Annotated in this window: 13 protein-coding genes and 3 pseudogenes; 6 read left to right on the top strand and 10 right to left on the bottom strand. The window is 42.8% G+C overall.

The genetic code is table 11. The features are described 5' to 3' along the window. Positions 1-17: 17 nt before the first annotated feature. Both BN1067_RS02425 and BN1067_RS02430 read left to right on the top strand, forming a co-directional pair. Complete coding sequence (locus tag BN1067_RS02425; protein WP_053217339.1) at positions 18-845, top strand: ABC transporter ATP-binding protein; 828 nt, start codon at positions 18-20, stop codon at positions 843-845. Between the two features lie 307 nt (positions 846-1,152). Further along, positions 1,153-1,593, top strand: a complete 441-nt coding sequence (locus BN1067_RS02430; protein ID WP_053217340.1) for a cell wall hydrolase — start codon at positions 1,153-1,155, stop codon at positions 1,591-1,593. Between the two features lie 212 nt (positions 1,594-1,805). Here BN1067_RS02430 and BN1067_RS02435 read toward each other — a convergent pair whose 3' ends face one another. The 7 genes and pseudogenes from BN1067_RS02435 to BN1067_RS20470 all read right to left on the bottom strand — a co-directional run. Continuing rightward, a complete protein-coding gene (locus BN1067_RS02435) occupies positions 1,806-2,099 on the bottom strand; it encodes a hypothetical protein (RefSeq protein WP_053217341.1) in 294 nt (97 codons plus the stop codon). A gap of 71 nt (positions 2,100-2,170) precedes the next feature. After that, entirely contained in the window at positions 2,171-2,503 is a 333-nt protein-coding gene (locus tag BN1067_RS02440; RefSeq protein ID WP_053217342.1) for a hypothetical protein, read from the bottom strand. A 499-nt stretch (positions 2,504-3,002) separates the two neighbouring features. Then, on the bottom strand, positions 3,003-3,209 hold the full coding sequence (gene copZ / locus BN1067_RS02445; protein ID WP_110943266.1) for a copper chaperone CopZ: 207 nt from the start codon (positions 3,207-3,209) through the stop codon (positions 3,003-3,005). Between the two features lie 115 nt (positions 3,210-3,324). Further along, on the bottom strand, positions 3,325-5,709 hold the full coding sequence (locus tag BN1067_RS02450; RefSeq protein ID WP_053217344.1) for a heavy metal translocating P-type ATPase: 2,385 nt from the start codon (positions 5,707-5,709) through the stop codon (positions 3,325-3,327). 12 nt (positions 5,710-5,721) lie between these two features. Beyond that, the gene (locus BN1067_RS02455; RefSeq protein WP_407701343.1) at positions 5,722-6,054 is read right to left on the bottom strand and encodes a metal-sensing transcriptional repressor; all 333 of its coding nucleotides are present in this window, start codon (positions 6,052-6,054) and stop codon (positions 5,722-5,724) included. Positions 6,055-6,334: 280 nt separating this feature from the next. After that, positions 6,335-6,676 carry a VOC family protein gene (locus tag BN1067_RS02460; RefSeq protein ID WP_053217345.1) on the bottom strand — a complete coding sequence of 114 codons (342 nt, stop codon included), beginning with the start codon at positions 6,674-6,676 and terminating at the stop codon, positions 6,335-6,337. A 200-nt stretch (positions 6,677-6,876) separates the two neighbouring features. Next, positions 6,877-7,047: pseudogene (locus BN1067_RS20470) on the bottom strand (peptide ABC transporter substrate-binding protein); the annotation flags it as partial. Positions 7,048-7,578: 531 nt separating this feature from the next. Between BN1067_RS20470 and BN1067_RS02470 the strand changes: the two are divergent. Next, entirely contained in the window at positions 7,579-8,466 is an 888-nt protein-coding gene (locus BN1067_RS02470; protein WP_110943267.1) for an SDR family oxidoreductase, read from the top strand. Positions 8,467-9,013: 547 nt separating this feature from the next. Here BN1067_RS02470 and betA read toward each other — a convergent pair. Continuing rightward, a complete protein-coding gene (betA, locus tag BN1067_RS02475; protein ID WP_053217348.1) occupies positions 9,014-10,696 on the bottom strand; it encodes a choline dehydrogenase in 1,683 nt (560 codons plus the stop codon). A gap of 172 nt (positions 10,697-10,868) precedes the next feature. Further along, positions 10,869-12,341, bottom strand: a complete 1,473-nt coding sequence (gene betB / locus BN1067_RS02480) for a betaine-aldehyde dehydrogenase (protein ID WP_053217349.1) — start codon at positions 12,339-12,341, stop codon at positions 10,869-10,871. A 288-nt stretch (positions 12,342-12,629) separates the two neighbouring features. Here betB and cudC point away from each other — a divergent pair, with 288 nt between their 5' ends. From cudC to BN1067_RS20065, 3 genes and pseudogenes are all read left to right on the top strand, one after another. Further along, positions 12,630-13,175, top strand: coding sequence for a choline uptake/conversion transcriptional regulator CudC (gene cudC, locus BN1067_RS02485; protein WP_053217350.1), 546 nt, complete (start codon positions 12,630-12,632; stop codon positions 13,173-13,175). 195 nt (positions 13,176-13,370) lie between these two features. Continuing rightward, the gene (locus BN1067_RS02490) at positions 13,371-14,264 is read left to right on the top strand and encodes a glycine betaine ABC transporter substrate-binding protein (protein WP_053217351.1); all 894 of its coding nucleotides are present in this window, start codon (positions 13,371-13,373) and stop codon (positions 14,262-14,264) included. 445 nt (positions 14,265-14,709) lie between these two features. Beyond that, a pseudogene (locus BN1067_RS20065) lies at positions 14,710-14,973 on the top strand (IS5/IS1182 family transposase); the annotation flags it as partial. A 165-nt stretch (positions 14,974-15,138) separates the two neighbouring features. Here the strand turns inward: BN1067_RS20065 and BN1067_RS02495 are convergent. After that, a pseudogene (locus tag BN1067_RS02495) lies at positions 15,139-15,641 on the bottom strand (tetronasin resistance protein); the annotation flags it as partial.

A 15,641-nucleotide genomic window follows, 5' to 3' on the forward strand; every position in this document is an offset into this window, starting at 1 on the left:
ATGAAAGGGGTATGGAAATGGATGCACTATCAACTAATTCGTTAACATTAGGATATGGGGAAGAAAGCATTATTAAGGAATTGGATTTGACTATTCCAAAAGAAAAAATCACTGTGTTTATCGGTAGTAATGGGTGTGGGAAATCAACCTTGCTTCGCTCTTTGGCCCGTTTATTAAAACCCCAACAGGGTTCGGTTATTTTAGATGGAAATGATATTGCACATACCCCCACGAAAGAAATCGCCAGGAACTTAGCCATTTTGCCTCAATCCCCTGTAGCCCCTGAGGGATTAACCGTTTTACAGTTGGTAAAACAAGGGAGATATCCCTATCAAAGCTGGCTGCAGCAATGGTCGGAACAGGATGAAAAAGCTGTTTACGAGGCGCTGGAGTTAACAAACATGCTGGAATTCGCTGATCGGAAAGTCGATTCTTTGTCTGGAGGACAAAGACAGAGGGCCTGGATTGCGATGACACTTGCTCAAGATACAGATATTCTGTTGTTAGATGAGCCAACCACCTATTTAGATCTGACCCATCAGATCGATATTCTCGATTTGTTGTATGATCTTAATCAAAGTGAACAACGGACCATTGTGATGGTTTTACATGACCTTAACCTGGCATCCAGATATGCTGATCATATCGTAGCCATCCATAATAAAAACATTTACAAGCAAGGCGATCCTGATACTATTATAACCCCAGAGCTTGTACACAGCGTTTTAGGCCTGCATTGTCAAGTAACCGCTGATCCAATCTGCGGGACGCCTTTATGTGTACCATTTAGCAAAGGGAGACACTTAAACGCGATGAAAAATGCTGTTACATCAGTGAGCCAATAAAAAGATAAAAGAAAATTTCTTGATTAAGCGACCCGCTGGAAGAGCTAGTAGAAGCTATTAGCCTTATCATTCCTTTCATAGTACACGTGAAAAAAGAGTGACTTTCTTTATCACAAAGAAAATCGCTCTTTTTAGTTTGGCCTGCTGCTTCGACGATAAGCGATTTTTAAGAGGAAAGGACTTTTACAGCAACCCCCGTCTTGCCATGCTTTTTTCCTAAAGTTCATAGGAATTTTTAAAGTATTATGAATTAAAAAAAGCATTTTCCGGGCTTCTTACATAGAATGCTTTTAGAGGTGATACAAAAATGGCAAGAGTAAAATATACAGACAATGACGTGAACTTAGTGGCTAGAATGATGCGTGCGGAGGCAGAAGGGGAAGGAAAACAAGGAATGCTGATGGTTGGAAATGTCATTGTAAATCGGCTGAAAGCGAATTGCTCCGACTTTGAAGAATTACGATCCATACGGGATGTCATTTTCCAAGTACAAGGTGGAAACTTCTCTTTCGAAGCTGTGCAAAAAGGAAATGTCTTTTATAATAGGGCGAGAAGCGCAGAAAAAAGGTTAGCCCGCCAAGTATTAGATTATTGGAGGGAACATCCTTCCAAGTTCGCTCTTTGGTACTTCAATCCTTATGGTCCATGTCCACCTGACTGGTATGGCCAGCCATTTACCGGACAATACAAAGAACATTGTTATTATGAGCCGGAGGCTAATACGTGCGAAGGTGTTTATGGCTGGTAATGATTGAACCCCACTTTTTGTGGGGTTTTTTCATTCTTTGCTCAAGACGCTGTACACTTAGTCGGATATTTCAGGTTATCCCTATAATGCCCTCCTTAAAATGTACGTTGATAAAGAGGGCGTTTCGACGTCTACTTTAAGAGGGCATTCTGATTTTTTGGCGGGCTTCCATCGATTCAACCCTATAATTTAAAACCATCCTCGGGCATAACTCAGAATCTACGTCGCCTTTCCATGTCAGGAAAATCGTATATTTTTGGTCTGCTCACCCGAAGGTGACTCTCATTCGATTTCCTATTTTTACGGTCTCTTTCTACTAGACGATCCAACTTTTGCACAGCCTTATCCAACTCTCGTTCCGAGAGATCGCCTCTACCATATAAACTGCATATAATTCCATAAGCGATGGCTTTCGTATCTATATCAATATTAACTTCCAAGTCAACATCAGAGTTGCCACTATTTTTTAGTAGCGTTCTTAAATTGTTTTCCACTGGTTTTTGCATGCTAACCCCTCCTCATCCCTTAAATAAAAGAGATACTAGAGTCTAGTATCTCTTTTATAGGTTCATTCGTCTTAAAAATCAATATCTTGATCTTGATCCTGTTCTTGATCTTGGTCTGATTCCGAATCTGATCTAGCACGAACACGGGCTCGTGAATCGCTATCCACGGTAATATCTACATCTAATCTGGAATTTCCACTGTTAGAGACTCTAGCCCTTGCTACATTTGTATTTTTGTCTTTTAGTCTAATATCATTTTCATTATCATTCTCATTATCAACATCATTGTCTAGTTCAGCATCCAGTCTGTTATCAACTTCTACGTCATTACGGCCACTACTATTAGAATTTCTTCTTCTTTTTTGGTTCCCGAAAATATCTTCATTACGCCATACGTTACTCATATTGACCCTCCTTTTTATTTGGTAATACATGCTATTCAAAAATTAGGAGGATGTTTGGACAAAGGTCCATGGAAAATTTAGATGAAAACACATTTTGACAATTTTGATTATATAACCTATCAACTTAAATATGTTTTAGCACATAGAGAAAAACAAAGAGGGAGTACTTCCAGATATGGCATGATGATCGAGAAATGGGAGTATACCGCAATCCAATAGTAGGAAGTGACAGTAAGATTTTCTTGGAAACGGTCTTATGATTGGAATAGTTTAAAGCTGGAGATAAAACGAAGAGCAGAAACGAAAATGCATGCGCGTTCCCCTTCAGCTGGGGAAGATGGTGTCTAATTAGTCCCTTTATCTTAAGGAATCCATGCGTGGTAGGATAATAGAAAATTAGATACCATTCTATTGACCTTCACGGGAGGAGGATATCAAATAATAGAGAGTATGCAAGTGACTGGCACCTTACACACTCTCTAAGTATCCGAAAGAATATTTATTCTTCCACATCATAGCCTTGTTCTTCGATCGCGTCTTTCATAGCATCCAAAGTAACTTTTGATTCGTCATAGGCAACATTTACATTCCCAGATTCTAAATTAACTTCAGCGGATGAAACGCCATCTAAATTTTTCAAGGCACCTTCAACGGACATTTTGCAATGACCACAGGACATACCTTGTACATTCAATGTTCTCTCCATGATCTTTCACCTCCTTTTAATTCTAGTGCAGCCATCCATATGGCTCTGCTTCCCGTTTCATCAGAAGTAAACCATCTGTGTTAGGCGGAATTTCCGAATGACGGAAAGGCTCCCTTTATAGTTTCGCTCGTTTTAAGCGAAGGGCATTGGAAACGACACTAACAGAACTCAATGCCATTGCCGCACCTGCAATCCATGGGGCAAGCAATCCTACTGCCGCAATCGGGATTCCTGCTGTATTGTAGCCGAAAGCCCAGAAAAGGTTTTGACGGATATTTCGAATCGTTGCATGACTGATTTTAATTGCTTTTGGTATAAGCAACAGTTCTCCGCCAAGAATCGTCACATCTGCAGCTTCAATCGCCACCTCTGTTCCCGTTCCAATGGCAATCCCGATATCTGCTGTAACTAGGGCTGGTGCATCATTCACCCCATCACCGACCATCGCTACCTTTTTCCCTTGCAAATGAATTTCTTTTACTTTATCTGATTTCTCTTCAGGCAGTACCTGGGCAATAACGTGATCGATGCCTACTTGTCTCGCGATCGCATGTGCGGTTCTTTCATTATCACCAGTCAACATGAAAACTTCTATTCCCAATTCTTTTAATTGCTTAATAGCTTGAGGGGCTGTTTCTTTAATAGTGTCTGCCACTGCAACAGTCCCTCGATATTTCCCATCAATGGCCACCAACATAGCTGTTTTACCATTTTTCTCATGCTCCACTAACATTTCTTCATAGTTTTCCATCTCTATGTGGTGATTTTGCATCAGCTTTCGATTTCCTACCAGCACGTGTTTTCCAGAAATGGTTGCCTCGATACCATGGCCAGGTATCGCAGTGAAATCATCGACATCCAGAAAATCAACGCCCTTTTCTGTTGCGTAGGTCACGATTGCTTCGGCGAGCGGATGTTCTGAACCTTTTTCTGCACTGGCCAACAACTGCAAGGCTTCTTCATCGCCAGAAAAATCGGTTACTTCCGGCTTTCCTTTTGTAATGGTTCCCGTCTTATCAAGAACGATTGCTTGTATTTGATGTGTTCCTTCCAGGTGTTCTCCACCCTTGAACAATATTCCGCTTTCTGCCGCCTTTCCTGTCCCAACCATAATAGAGGTAGGAGTGGCCAATCCCAACGCACACGGGCAAGCAATGACAAGTACCGCTATTGCTGCCACCAATGCCGGTTCCAATTGACCTGGCGAAACAAAAACAATCCAGATGCCAAAGGTTACGATGGCTATACCGACTACAATCGGTACGAAATAACCGGAAATCACATCCGCCAATCGCTGGATCGGCGCCTTTGATCCTTGTGCTTCTTCCACTACTTTTATGATCGATGCAAGTGCCGTATCTTTGCCAACCTTTGTAGCTTCCATTTCGATCGAACCGTTTTTATTGATGGTGGATCCAATTACTTTTGCCCCTGCGTCCTTCTCAATTGGAATCGATTCCCCCGTAAGCATGGATTCATCGACAGAAGTTCTCCCTTTTACGACGGTACCATCTACGGGTATTTTTTCCCCTGGTTTGACAACCAAATGGTCTCCCACTGCGACTTCTTCCACTGCAATCATCATTTCTTTCCCGTCTCTTATAACGCGGGCTTCTTTTGCCTGTAAATGGAGCAGTTCAGAAATGGCGTTCGTTGTTTGACTCTTCGCTCTCGTCTCCAAATATTTTCCAAACAGAATCAGGGTAATTAATATCGCACTTGTTTCAAAGTAGAGATGCGGCATATATCCTGGGTTACCGATCGTCCTCAACGCTTCGACTAAACTGTAAAAATAAGCAGCGCTAGTACCCAGGGCAACTAGGACATCCATGTTGGCGCCGCCATTTTTCAGATTTTTATAGGCACCAACGTAAAATTGCCATCCAATGATAAATTGAACGGGTGTCGCTAAAGCGAATTGGAACCATGGATTCATCAGGAGATCAGGTACCCTCATGTTAAATAAATGGACGAGCATTGTTAACAATAAGGGAACGGATAAGACGGCTGAGATTATTAACTTTGTCTTTTTATCCTGCAGTTCCTTTTCTTTATACGTTTGTTTTTCTTCGGATTCAGCCTTTGGTTTAGCATCATATCCGAGCTTTCGTATTTTTTCGATCAACGTATTAGGATTTACTAACACAGGGTTATATTCAATAGTGGCACTTTCTGTCGTTAAGTTGACCGCGGCCTGGGAAACCCCTTCTTGCTTATTCAGCACCTTTTCAATCCGGTTCGAACAAGCAGCACAAGTCATCCCAAATACATCCAGATCAGCTTTTTCCGTCCGAACGCCATAGCCTATATTTTCTATTTTTTTCGTGATGTCTTCCATTGTTGTTTTCTCCGGATCGTAATCCACTGTCGCTTTTTCTGTCGTCAAATTGACTTGGGCTTCTACCCCATCCATTTTATTGAGGACTTTCTCGATCCGGCTCGAACAGGCTGCACAAGTCATCCCTGTTACGCCAAGCGTGACATGCTTTTCTTCACTCACCTTCAACCCTCCCTACTTGGAAAATTGCTTCAGGACACCCATCAATTCTTCAATTGATTCCTGGCCTTCCCCTTTTTTAATCGCATCGCTTACGCAATGGTTGATGTGCCGCTCTGTCACAGAGAACCCCACGTTCTTCAGTGCAGATTGAATCGCACTGATTTGAACTAAAATATCCATACAATAGCGATCCTCTTCCACCATTTTTTGTATCCCACGAACTTGACCTTCTATACGTTTTAATCGGTTAATGACTTTTTGCTTTTCATCTTCTGTTCTTGGTTTACTTGGGTGATCATGCAAGAATTTATCTTCCAAATGATTCACTTCCTTTTCTTTTCTCACTTATACTATACCCCCCTATGGTATAGATGTCAACAAAAAAACCCTATTTTGGGCTCTACGCCTCCATACGGTTTGCAAGCAGGCTCTGCTTATTCATTCCAGTTCCAGTTATTTTTCAACATTTGCTTATTTTTATGAAGGTTCTATTAACATTTAAAGTTGATATTAGTACAAAAACGGAACTTCCTGATTTGTGGAAGTTCCGTTTTATTATTATTTGGATTATTCAACTAACGCAATCGATATGTGAGTGAATAGAATCAAATTTCAATCCTTCATTTTATTCCCAGAAGCAAACCTGCAATTTATTGTTGTCTAAGTCATAGAAATCAAAAAAGTTATTGTCACCATCATCTTCTAATTCTGTTACGGCTACCCCTTTTTCTTGGAGCTTTTTATATGTATCCTTAATATCCTTAGTGAAAAAAATAGGATACGTTTGATTCTCTTCTTTGGTTATACTTCCTTCTTCAATAGTTAATGGAACTTCACTATTTCCAACGGTTAAGACTCGATAGCCTTTTCCTTTAAAGGCTACTTTAAAACCCAATTCTTGATACCAGGCACTTGATTGTTCCACATTCTTAACTGTTAAACATATAGTGTCTATTCTCTCAAACATATTATCGGCACCCCCTTTATTATTATTTATTTGTAAATTCTATATTTAATAGAAAATCCCTTTATTTTTTTCCATTCTTCTTCCAATACTCCCCGACAAATTTATGTTGAATCGTTGTATCCACCCTTTAAGCCAACTGTGGTATTTGTTGGCGGTCTGGTTGTGTTTTCAGAGCCTTATAAAAATACACAGGGGGCGTATGACCATTTAGCATCACGAAGGGTGAATGTATAAACTTTGGTGTCTTCACTTACCTGAGGCTCTTCGGCAGCAAGAGCAAGCTGCGGTTTTCCCTCTTTATCCAAGCGGTATAACCCTTCAAACACCTGGTTGATCTTACCAAAGCTAAAATCGTTATCTGCCATCGTCGGATCAGGCCCGGTATCTCTCCCGAAGCACTCAGCTGTACAATTTCTCCCCCTATTCTTGTTGCAGCAATGCTTTCCATTAGAAAGAGAGAAGACATAAAAATTGAACTTTGGCTGGTTGAAATGTATTATAAAAATTTCTTGCTTATAGCTAATCTCAAATGATTCATTTGAGGTTCTGGACATCCTTCACACCAAAATTTTCTCCCATATACAAAAACCAAGATACTCATAGAGATTCTATAAGCACCTTGGGGTATTACATCGGTGTCAATCCTGTATTAAGCTGTTTCTGAGATAAAAAGCTAATACTTCCTCAAAGGCCCTTCCATAAATGTTCAAAAAGCGTTATGGAACCGGAAAGTAACAACACTCCCTAATGCCGGAGGAATACCCTTATGCCATTACACAAAATTATTGACACTACCAATTTATTTCGAGGAAGTACAGAGAAATTCTTAGATGTTTAGTCTTGCAAATAACGAGGTAGACAAATACATGTCCTTACAAGATTACAGGAAAGGATGTGTCAACATGCCAAAAAATCCATTGGAAAAATATTATCACAAAGATTATCCTAAACAATATCAGAACCCGCCGGGAATCCAAAAAGAAATGAACCCTGTACCGGATTGTGGAGAAAAAAGCTACGAAGGTTCCGGCCAGCTGAAAGGTAGAAAAGCCCTGATTACCGGAGGCGATTCCGGTATCGGCCGCGCTGCCGCGATTGCGTATGCACGGGAGGGAGCCGACGTTGCCATTAACTATCTTCCCGTTGAAGAACCAGATGCTCTTGAGGTGAAAGAGTTAATCGAACAAGAAGGGCAAAAGGCAGTCCTGCTGCCCGGAGATTTACGCGAAGAAGAATTTTGCCGATCATTGGTACAAAATGCAGTTAAGAAGCTGGACGGGCTCGATACATTAGTACTTGTTGCCGGTGAACAACAAGCAGTAGAAGATATCGCAGACCTTACAACAGAACAAATCATATCTACTTTCCAGACAAATGTATTTTCCATGTACTGGATGGTTCAAGAAGCGCTTCCTCATATGCCTGAAGGAAGTTCCATAATCACCACCTCTTCCGTAGAGGGCTATAATCCTTCACCGCTGTTATTGGATTATGCAGCAACGAAAAGTGCAATTATCGGTTTTACAAAATCACTGTCCAAGCAGTTGTCCTCAAAAGGGATACGGGTGAATTCCGTAGCGCCGGGACCATTTTGGTCTGCCTTGCAAATTTCCGGCGGCCAGCCGCAGGAAAACATTCCGAAGTTCGGCAAGGAAACACCAGAAACACCGATACAGCGCGCTGGCCAGCCTGTTGAGCTGAGTGGAATTTACGTTTTCCTGGCATCTGAACAAGCCAGCTATGTAACAGGTCATGTCTATAGTGCAACCGGAGGATTAAATGCAGATTAAACAGGTGGCTTAAACTTGTGCTCTCTGTTGAGAGACCACTGAAAAAGTACTTTTTAATCTAAATATGCTGTCAAGGTTTGTTGTTGATTGCAGAACCGCTTGTTGGTGGTCACTTGCCACGGTCACGGCATCAGCTAATTTGGATAAGAAAATCACTTGACCAAGTGGATCTTCGGCTTGCGCTGTACCGGCCGTCACCACCGATCACTCGCTGGAATCAACAGGGGCCATTCTAAAAAGAGTGATTTTCTTTGATTTATAAAAGAAAATCACTCTTTTTTTCTTGCACAACATAAAAGTGGGGGGATTCTAAGCTAGACCGTCAATTATCCATGGATGATAGTCAGTACGAAGGGCTCTACGATATGATAGCCCCTAAGGACCATCTTCATCTGCTGAGGCACGTTTTTTTTCGTATTTAGTATGAAAATCTAAGGTGAATCGAATAGCTATGACTTTTTTCAGACAAAAAAGAGAAGGCACTCTATCACTATTGTTTGCTCTCAGGCAAATACATTTTGATAGAGACCTTCTCTTCATACATGGCTTAACCAGTTACGGTACCTGCATCTGCCGGATGTACTCCATGACGGTAGTAATCGGCATGAATAGGGTCCAGCGGTTTTCGTCCGAGGATTAAGTCTGCCGCCTTTTCCGCCAGCATCAAGACAGGTGCATGGATATTCCCGTTTGTGACATAAGGCATCGCGGAAGCATCGACCACACGTACATTGTCAAGCCCGTGGACCTTCATGGTTTGCGGGTCTACGACAGCCATAGGATCTGAAGCTGGTCCCATCTTTGCCGTACAAGACGGGTGCAGGGCGGTTTCCGCATCGTTTCTTACCCATTCCAGAATTTCCTCATCTGTACGAACGGAAGGACCCGGAGCGATTTCCCCTGCATTGTAAGGTTTCATAGCTGGTTGAGACATAATCTCACGAGTGATTCTGATCGCTTCTACCCACTCGCGTTTGTCTTGTTCCGTAGAAAGATAGTTATAAACCATGCTCGGATGCTCTTTCGGATCTTTGGAACGAATCTTTAATGATCCGCGGGCATCCGAGTACATCGGTCCGATGTGCACTTGGAATCCGTGAGCAGTATCCGCTTTTTGTCCATCGTACCGAACCGCTACCGGAAGGAAATGGAACATCAGGTTCGGGTAATCGACATCCTCATTGGAACGGACAAAACCGCCACCCTCAAAATGGTTGGTAGCTGCCGCTCCCGTACGACCGAGCATCCATTGCAATCCGATCCAAGGCATCCGCAATTTATTTAAGTTAGGCTGTTCGGAAACCGGTACCGAACAAGCATGTTGGACATAGACTTCAAGGTGATCCTGGAGATTTTCTCCTACACCTGGAAGATCCACCACTGGTTTAATGCCAAGGGAACGTAAATGTTCGGCATCGCCAACACCAGAAAGTTGAAGCAGCTGCGGCGTATTGATGGCACCGCCTGAGAGGATGACTTCTCCTGCTTGAACCTGATGTGTCTGCCCGTTACGCCGATAGGTCAAACCTTTAGCACGCGTACCATCGAAATCGATGTTCATCACAAAAGCGCGCGTCTTGACCGTCAGATTCTCCCGCTTCATCGCCGGGCGCAGATAAGCGCGTGAAGCTGATAATCGCTGTCCTTTGTAAACATGCTTATCAAAAGGCCCGAATCCCTCCTGGCGAAAACCATTTACATCAGGTGTTCGGGAGTAACCAGCCTCTACCCCTGCGTTGAAGAAAGCTTGGAACAAAGGATTTTTAGCTGGTCCACGCTCCAATTTGATCGGTCCGTCGTGGCCACGAAGATCATCATCTGGTGATCCTAAAGCATTTTCCAACCGTTTAAAATACGGAAGACAGTGCGCAAAATCCCATGTTTCCATACCTGGATCGGCTCCCCAGCGTTCATAGTCCATCGGGTTTCCACGTTGATAAATCATTCCGTTGATGGAACTTGAGCCTCCGAGCACCTTTCCTCGGGCATGCTTAATACGTCGCCCATTCATATGCGGCTCAGGGTCCGACTCGTATTTCCAGTCGTAAAGGCTTTTACCAGCCGGAAACGGCAAGGCTGCCGGCATTTGAATCAAAAGGTCCCATGGATAATCACTGCGTCCAGCCTCCAGAACCAAGACACTCTTTTTTCCATCCTTACTTAGACGGTCACCGAGTACGGAACCCGCACTGCCGCCGCCAACAATCACAATATCATATGATTCACTCATCTTCTGTTCCTCCTTGGGTGTTTGAAAATGAAAGAAAGGGTTACGCAACATTCTTTCTTCCATTTTATAAGTTATTGTTTTTCTTCTATCATTTACTGTGAATTTCGGGCTTTAAGTTGGGAGGGCTTGTAATGATCCCTCCCAATCTTGAATATATTAATAGATTGATAGTTTAGAACCAGTTAATCGATTCCGGTTTCAGGTTTTGGAAGATATGCTTTGTTTCTGTATATTCTTCCATCCCTAGCTTTCCTAGTTCGCGTCCGATCCCAGACTGCTTGAACCCACCCCATGGTGCATGCGGGAAGTAAAGGTTGAAGTCATTGATCCAAACGGTACCCATGCGCATCTTTGCTACACAGCGTTCCGCCTTTGCAATATCTGTAGTCCAAACACCGCCGGCAAGGCCATAGATCGAGTCGTTTGCAAGCTTCACCGCTTCGTCCTCTGTCCGGAATTTTTCGACCGTGATGATCGGACCGAAAGCTTCGTCTTGCACAATGCTCATATCGGTTGTGCAGTTTGTAAAAATGGTAGGCAGATAGAAAAATCCATTCTGTAGTTCTGGATCATCCGGACGGCTGCCGCCAACCGCTACGGTTGCGCCTTCTTTGATACCTGTTTCTACATACTTTTCTACTTTTGCAAGATGCTCAGCTGAAATAAGCGGTCCCATTTGCGTGTCTTCATCAAATCCGCTTCCAAGCTTGAACTTTTGCACTCGCTCAACAAGTGCGTTTACGAACTCATCATGAATACTTTCTTCGACGATGACTCTTGTACCGGCGGAACAGATTTGTCCTGCGTGGAAAAAGACCCCATTTAACGCCTGATCGACTGCAACCTCGAAATCAGCATCTGCAAAGATGATATTCGGGTTTTTTCCGCCTAGCTCAAGTGCCAGCTTCTTCACATTCACGCTTGCCGCTTGCATGATTTTCTTCCCGGTAACAATGCCGCCTGTAAAGGAAATAAGGTCTACACCCGTATTACTAGACAACTCTGCTCCTACGGTACTGCCAGAACCAAGTACCAGATTGGCAACACCAGCAGGAACCCCTGCCTCTTCCATGAGCTCGAATACTTTTATCGTCGTCAGTGGGGTAATTTCACTTGGCTTCATGATTAACGTATTTCCGGTCGCAAGCGCCGGAGCCAGCTTCCAGGAAGCCTGGAGCAATGGATAATTCCAAGGTGTTATTTGGCCGCAAACACCTACAGGCTCGCGGACCACTTTACTAATAGAGTTAGGGATCGGCGAGTCGATCAGCTCCCCGCCATCTTTATCAGCAAGCTCGGCAAAGTAACGAAATACACAGGCGATATCCTCCATATCTCCGCGGCTTTCTTCCACTGTTTTGCCAGTATCCAATGACTCTAAATGGGCCAATTCTTCTTTATCTCTTTCTATTAGTTCAGCAATTTTCCTTACGATGGCTCCCCGCTCCGTTGCTGGGGTAGCTGGCCATTCTCCTTTGTCAAATGCTTCTCTGGCTGCAGCGATTGCTGCCCTTGTATCGGATTCATCCCCTTCCGGAACCGTAGCAATAACCTCCTGGTTAAATGGGTTAATGATATCTCGCTTATTTCCGGTGTTGGCGTCCACCCATCTGCCATTAATGTATTGTTGTTGTTTTAAATCCAAATCAACCAACTCCAATTTTCAATTTTTGATTAAGTTTATTAAAAATATATTTAACGTTTAAAAATAGTAACACGTCTTTTTAAAGCTGTCAAAAAATGATCCGTCCTAACTTTTTTCAAAAATTGAAATAGCCGATAATCGTTGTGAAGTCTATGGTAATAGGCATTTACTAAGGAGGATTTACAGCATTTTGATTTGACATTTCAGCTAAACACGTTAACATGAAGTTTGTGAAAAAGATTTGATTAATATTTAACACGCTTTACTTTATCGTGAAGGAGCTACCTTATGAGCGAATCTACAGAACGATCCAGAGCCAAAATAGAAGAAGCTAAAGATAAAGTCATCGGCGCCATTGCAGAGACAATGGATTTATATGGAGTGACACCGTCTGCTGCGAATTTGTATGCGACCATGTACTTCAAAGATCAGATGACCCTTGATGAAATGCGTACGGAGCTAGATATGAGCAAACCAAGCATGAGTACCAGTGTCCGCAAGCTCCAGGAGATAGCCATGGTGAAAAAGACATTTACACGTGGTTCCAGAAAGCATACCTATGCAGCGGAGAAAAATTTCTTCCGTTCCTTTATGGTGTTTTATTGTCAGATGTGGGAGCGCGAAGTGAAAATGAATATGGAAGCAATTGGGGAAGCACAGGAAGATTTAATCGATGTCATAAAAGATTCCGCCAGCACACCGGAAATTGTTGCAGACGCAAAAAAATACTATGATCAACTAGAAGATTCGAAAACCTACTACCACTGGTTGGACGACTTAGTTGCGAGTATCAGAAGTGGAAAGATATTTGAGTTTTTACCGAAAGATAAATAAGAATAAACCAAAAAAGGGATCAGGTAGTCTATAGAAGGTTAGCTATATATAGACTACCCCACTATAGGTATGAAAGGCTCTTTGGAAAAAAGAGACGGTTTCGTATTGTCTTTACGTTAAAATGTTTCTAAATACATTTAACATTTTAAATGTATTTAAACTAATATATAAAAAACAAAGGGGAGTTTTTTCAACATGAACAATTGGAAAAAAGAACTTAGTTTACTATTAGCGCTGCTAATGGTCGTTGTACTGACAGCTTGTGGAAGCACAAATGGGGAATCAAACAGTGAACAAGCAGGTACAGAGGCAAGTGGGGAAACATTAACAATTGGCCAAATTAACTGGGCTGAAAATATTGCCGTCACCAATATGTGGAAAGCCATTTTAGAGGAGAAAGGCTATAATGTGAAGTTAAATGTACTGGACATGGGTACGACGATGAAGGCTTTAGAAGATGGCGAATTGGATGCGAGTTTAGAAATATGGCTGCCTGTCCAGGATGCTAACTACCTGGAGAAATACCAGGATACGGTCGATTTCTCAGAGGCTACCTGGTATGATACCGCAAAAGTAGGGCTTGTCGTGCCAAGCTATTTAGAAGAAGTGAATAGCGTAGAAGACTTGAACGAACATAAAGAACTGTTCGATGGGGAAATCGTCGGCTTTGATCCTGGTGCAGGGACGATGGAGGTCACTGAACAATTAATCGAAGACTATGATCTCGATTATGAGCTGCTGCCAAGCTCTGAACCTGCGATGTTGGCTGAAATCGGAGAAGCAGTAAAAGCTGAAGAACCAATCGTTGCACCACTTTGGAGCCCACACTGGATTTTTTCCAAATATGATCTGAAATTCCTGGAGGACCCGCAAGAAACATTCGGCGGTATCGAGAAGATCCACCATGCAACTAGACAAGGGTTTGCGGAAGATTACCCTGAAGTAAGCGAATGGTTTAAAAATTGGAAGATGGATGATAAACAAATCGGCGAGCTTATCGACTACACAGAAAATGCCGAAGAACCGCTAGACGGAGCAAAAGAATGGGTCGAAGAAAATCAGGATTTGATTGATGAATGGGTAAAATAAAGCGCCTTTTATGAAAAGGATGCAAGGAAGCCAGTCTCTCTATTTTGGAGGGACTGGCTTTCTGTTTGGATGATGCCTTTCACGGTTTGGAGTCACTCACCTTCACCATTCCAGCCCGATTCCCTTATGATTCCCCTTTTCAAGTGCCGAAAATGTTTTCCGCATTTATCCATCGCGTTTACAACAATGGAAAAACACCTCCTGTCGGCCGAGACCACTGAAAAAGTCCTTTCTAATCCAGAAGAGATTTTAAAGTTTGTTGTTGATTCTCACGAATCGCTTATCGGTGGATGCTTGCCGCGGGCACGGCCTCAGCTAACTTGGTCAAGAAGATCACTTAACCAAGTGGATCTTCGGCTCGCGCTGTTCCCGCAGGCGTCACCACCGAACGCTCATCGTGGAATCAACAGAGGGTAAACGAAAAAGAAGTGATTTTCTTTGAAGGGCACCAGAAAATGACGTCATTGACCCCAGCTTACTAGCTCACTTCCGTCGTAAACGTCTGAAAGACATCAACCTTTTAGATCTCCTGAAGGGAAAAACCGTGGAGGTCGCGCTTGAGAAAGGCGTGATTCAATCGAAGTCTCTCATCCTTGATGCGACACACACCAAAGCACGATACAATCAAACATCTCTTCAAGAAGTATTGCGCTCCCGTTCCAAAAACGTCCGAAAAATGATTTATTCTATCGATGAATCCATGAAGGAATAGAGGGCACAAATCATTGAAATTAGATAAAAGCGGTCTGTATGGAAATCAAATTCCATACAGACCGTTTTTTTAAAATTCTACTTTTCAAAGACCTTCAGTTTTTCAGTGGCCTCTGTCGGCCGTTACGTTTTTTCGACCGAGGAGGTGTTTCTATCATCCTACTTAAGCCCCTTCCATCAAATCCCGTCTATGATAGCCCAGATAGCCAATTATCATCAAAGCGATGCTAATGACGATGATTGTAAGGAAGCTTGGAGCATTAAAATCTTCTAATGGCATTCGAGATAGCCAGCTTTGAATGGCCGTTTTGGAAAACCACTCCGGCAAGTCTAAAATGTTACCAAAATAGTTCAACGCAAAAGAGTAGCCAAGATAAACATAAACCACTTTACCTAATCGAGGTGCCCAACCGAGAGCTAATGCCGCTAAACCAATAAAAAATAATACGGAGGGTAAGAAATTGAAACCAGCAGCAAAAAAATCAACCATATCCATCGTTTCGTTCCCCCCCATGGCTGCGCTAGCTGTCCCTCCGAGACTGCCTGCTGCTAAGAAAATGCCTGCCAGGCCTGCCAAAACGGCTAAACCCATACTGGTCCAATAAAATTGGCTGCGGGTCACTTTAGTCGCATAAAGCTGACCTAAGCGCGATCGCCTTTCTTCTG

It is taken from the genome of Virgibacillus senegalensis (genome assembly GCF_000821245.2).
Lineage (GTDB): Bacteria > Bacillota > Bacilli > Bacillales > Amphibacillaceae > Sediminibacillus > Sediminibacillus senegalensis.

Coding starts and splice junctions, on each gene's coding strand:
- BN1067_RS02425 (WP_053217339.1), top strand. CDS start 18: ATGGATGCACTATCAACTAATTCGTTAACATTAGGATATGGGGAAGAA.
- BN1067_RS02430 (WP_053217340.1), top strand. CDS start 1,153: ATGGCAAGAGTAAAATATACAGACAATGACGTGAACTTAGTGGCTAGA.
- BN1067_RS02435 (WP_053217341.1), bottom strand. CDS start 2,099: ATGCAAAAACCAGTGGAAAACAATTTAAGAACGCTACTAAAAAATAGT.
- BN1067_RS02440 (WP_053217342.1), bottom strand. CDS start 2,503: ATGAGTAACGTATGGCGTAATGAAGATATTTTCGGGAACCAAAAAAGA.
- copZ (WP_110943266.1), bottom strand. CDS start 3,209: ATGGAGAGAACATTGAATGTACAAGGTATGTCCTGTGGTCATTGCAAA.
- BN1067_RS02460 (WP_053217345.1), bottom strand. CDS start 6,676: ATGTTTGAGAGAATAGACACTATATGTTTAACAGTTAAGAATGTGGAA.
- BN1067_RS02470 (WP_110943267.1), top strand. CDS start 7,579: ATGCCAAAAAATCCATTGGAAAAATATTATCACAAAGATTATCCTAAA.
- betA (WP_053217348.1), bottom strand. CDS start 10,696: ATGAGTGAATCATATGATATTGTGATTGTTGGCGGCGGCAGTGCGGGT.
- cudC (WP_053217350.1), top strand. CDS start 12,630: ATGAGCGAATCTACAGAACGATCCAGAGCCAAAATAGAAGAAGCTAAA.
- BN1067_RS02490 (WP_053217351.1), top strand. CDS start 13,371: ATGAACAATTGGAAAAAAGAACTTAGTTTACTATTAGCGCTGCTAATG.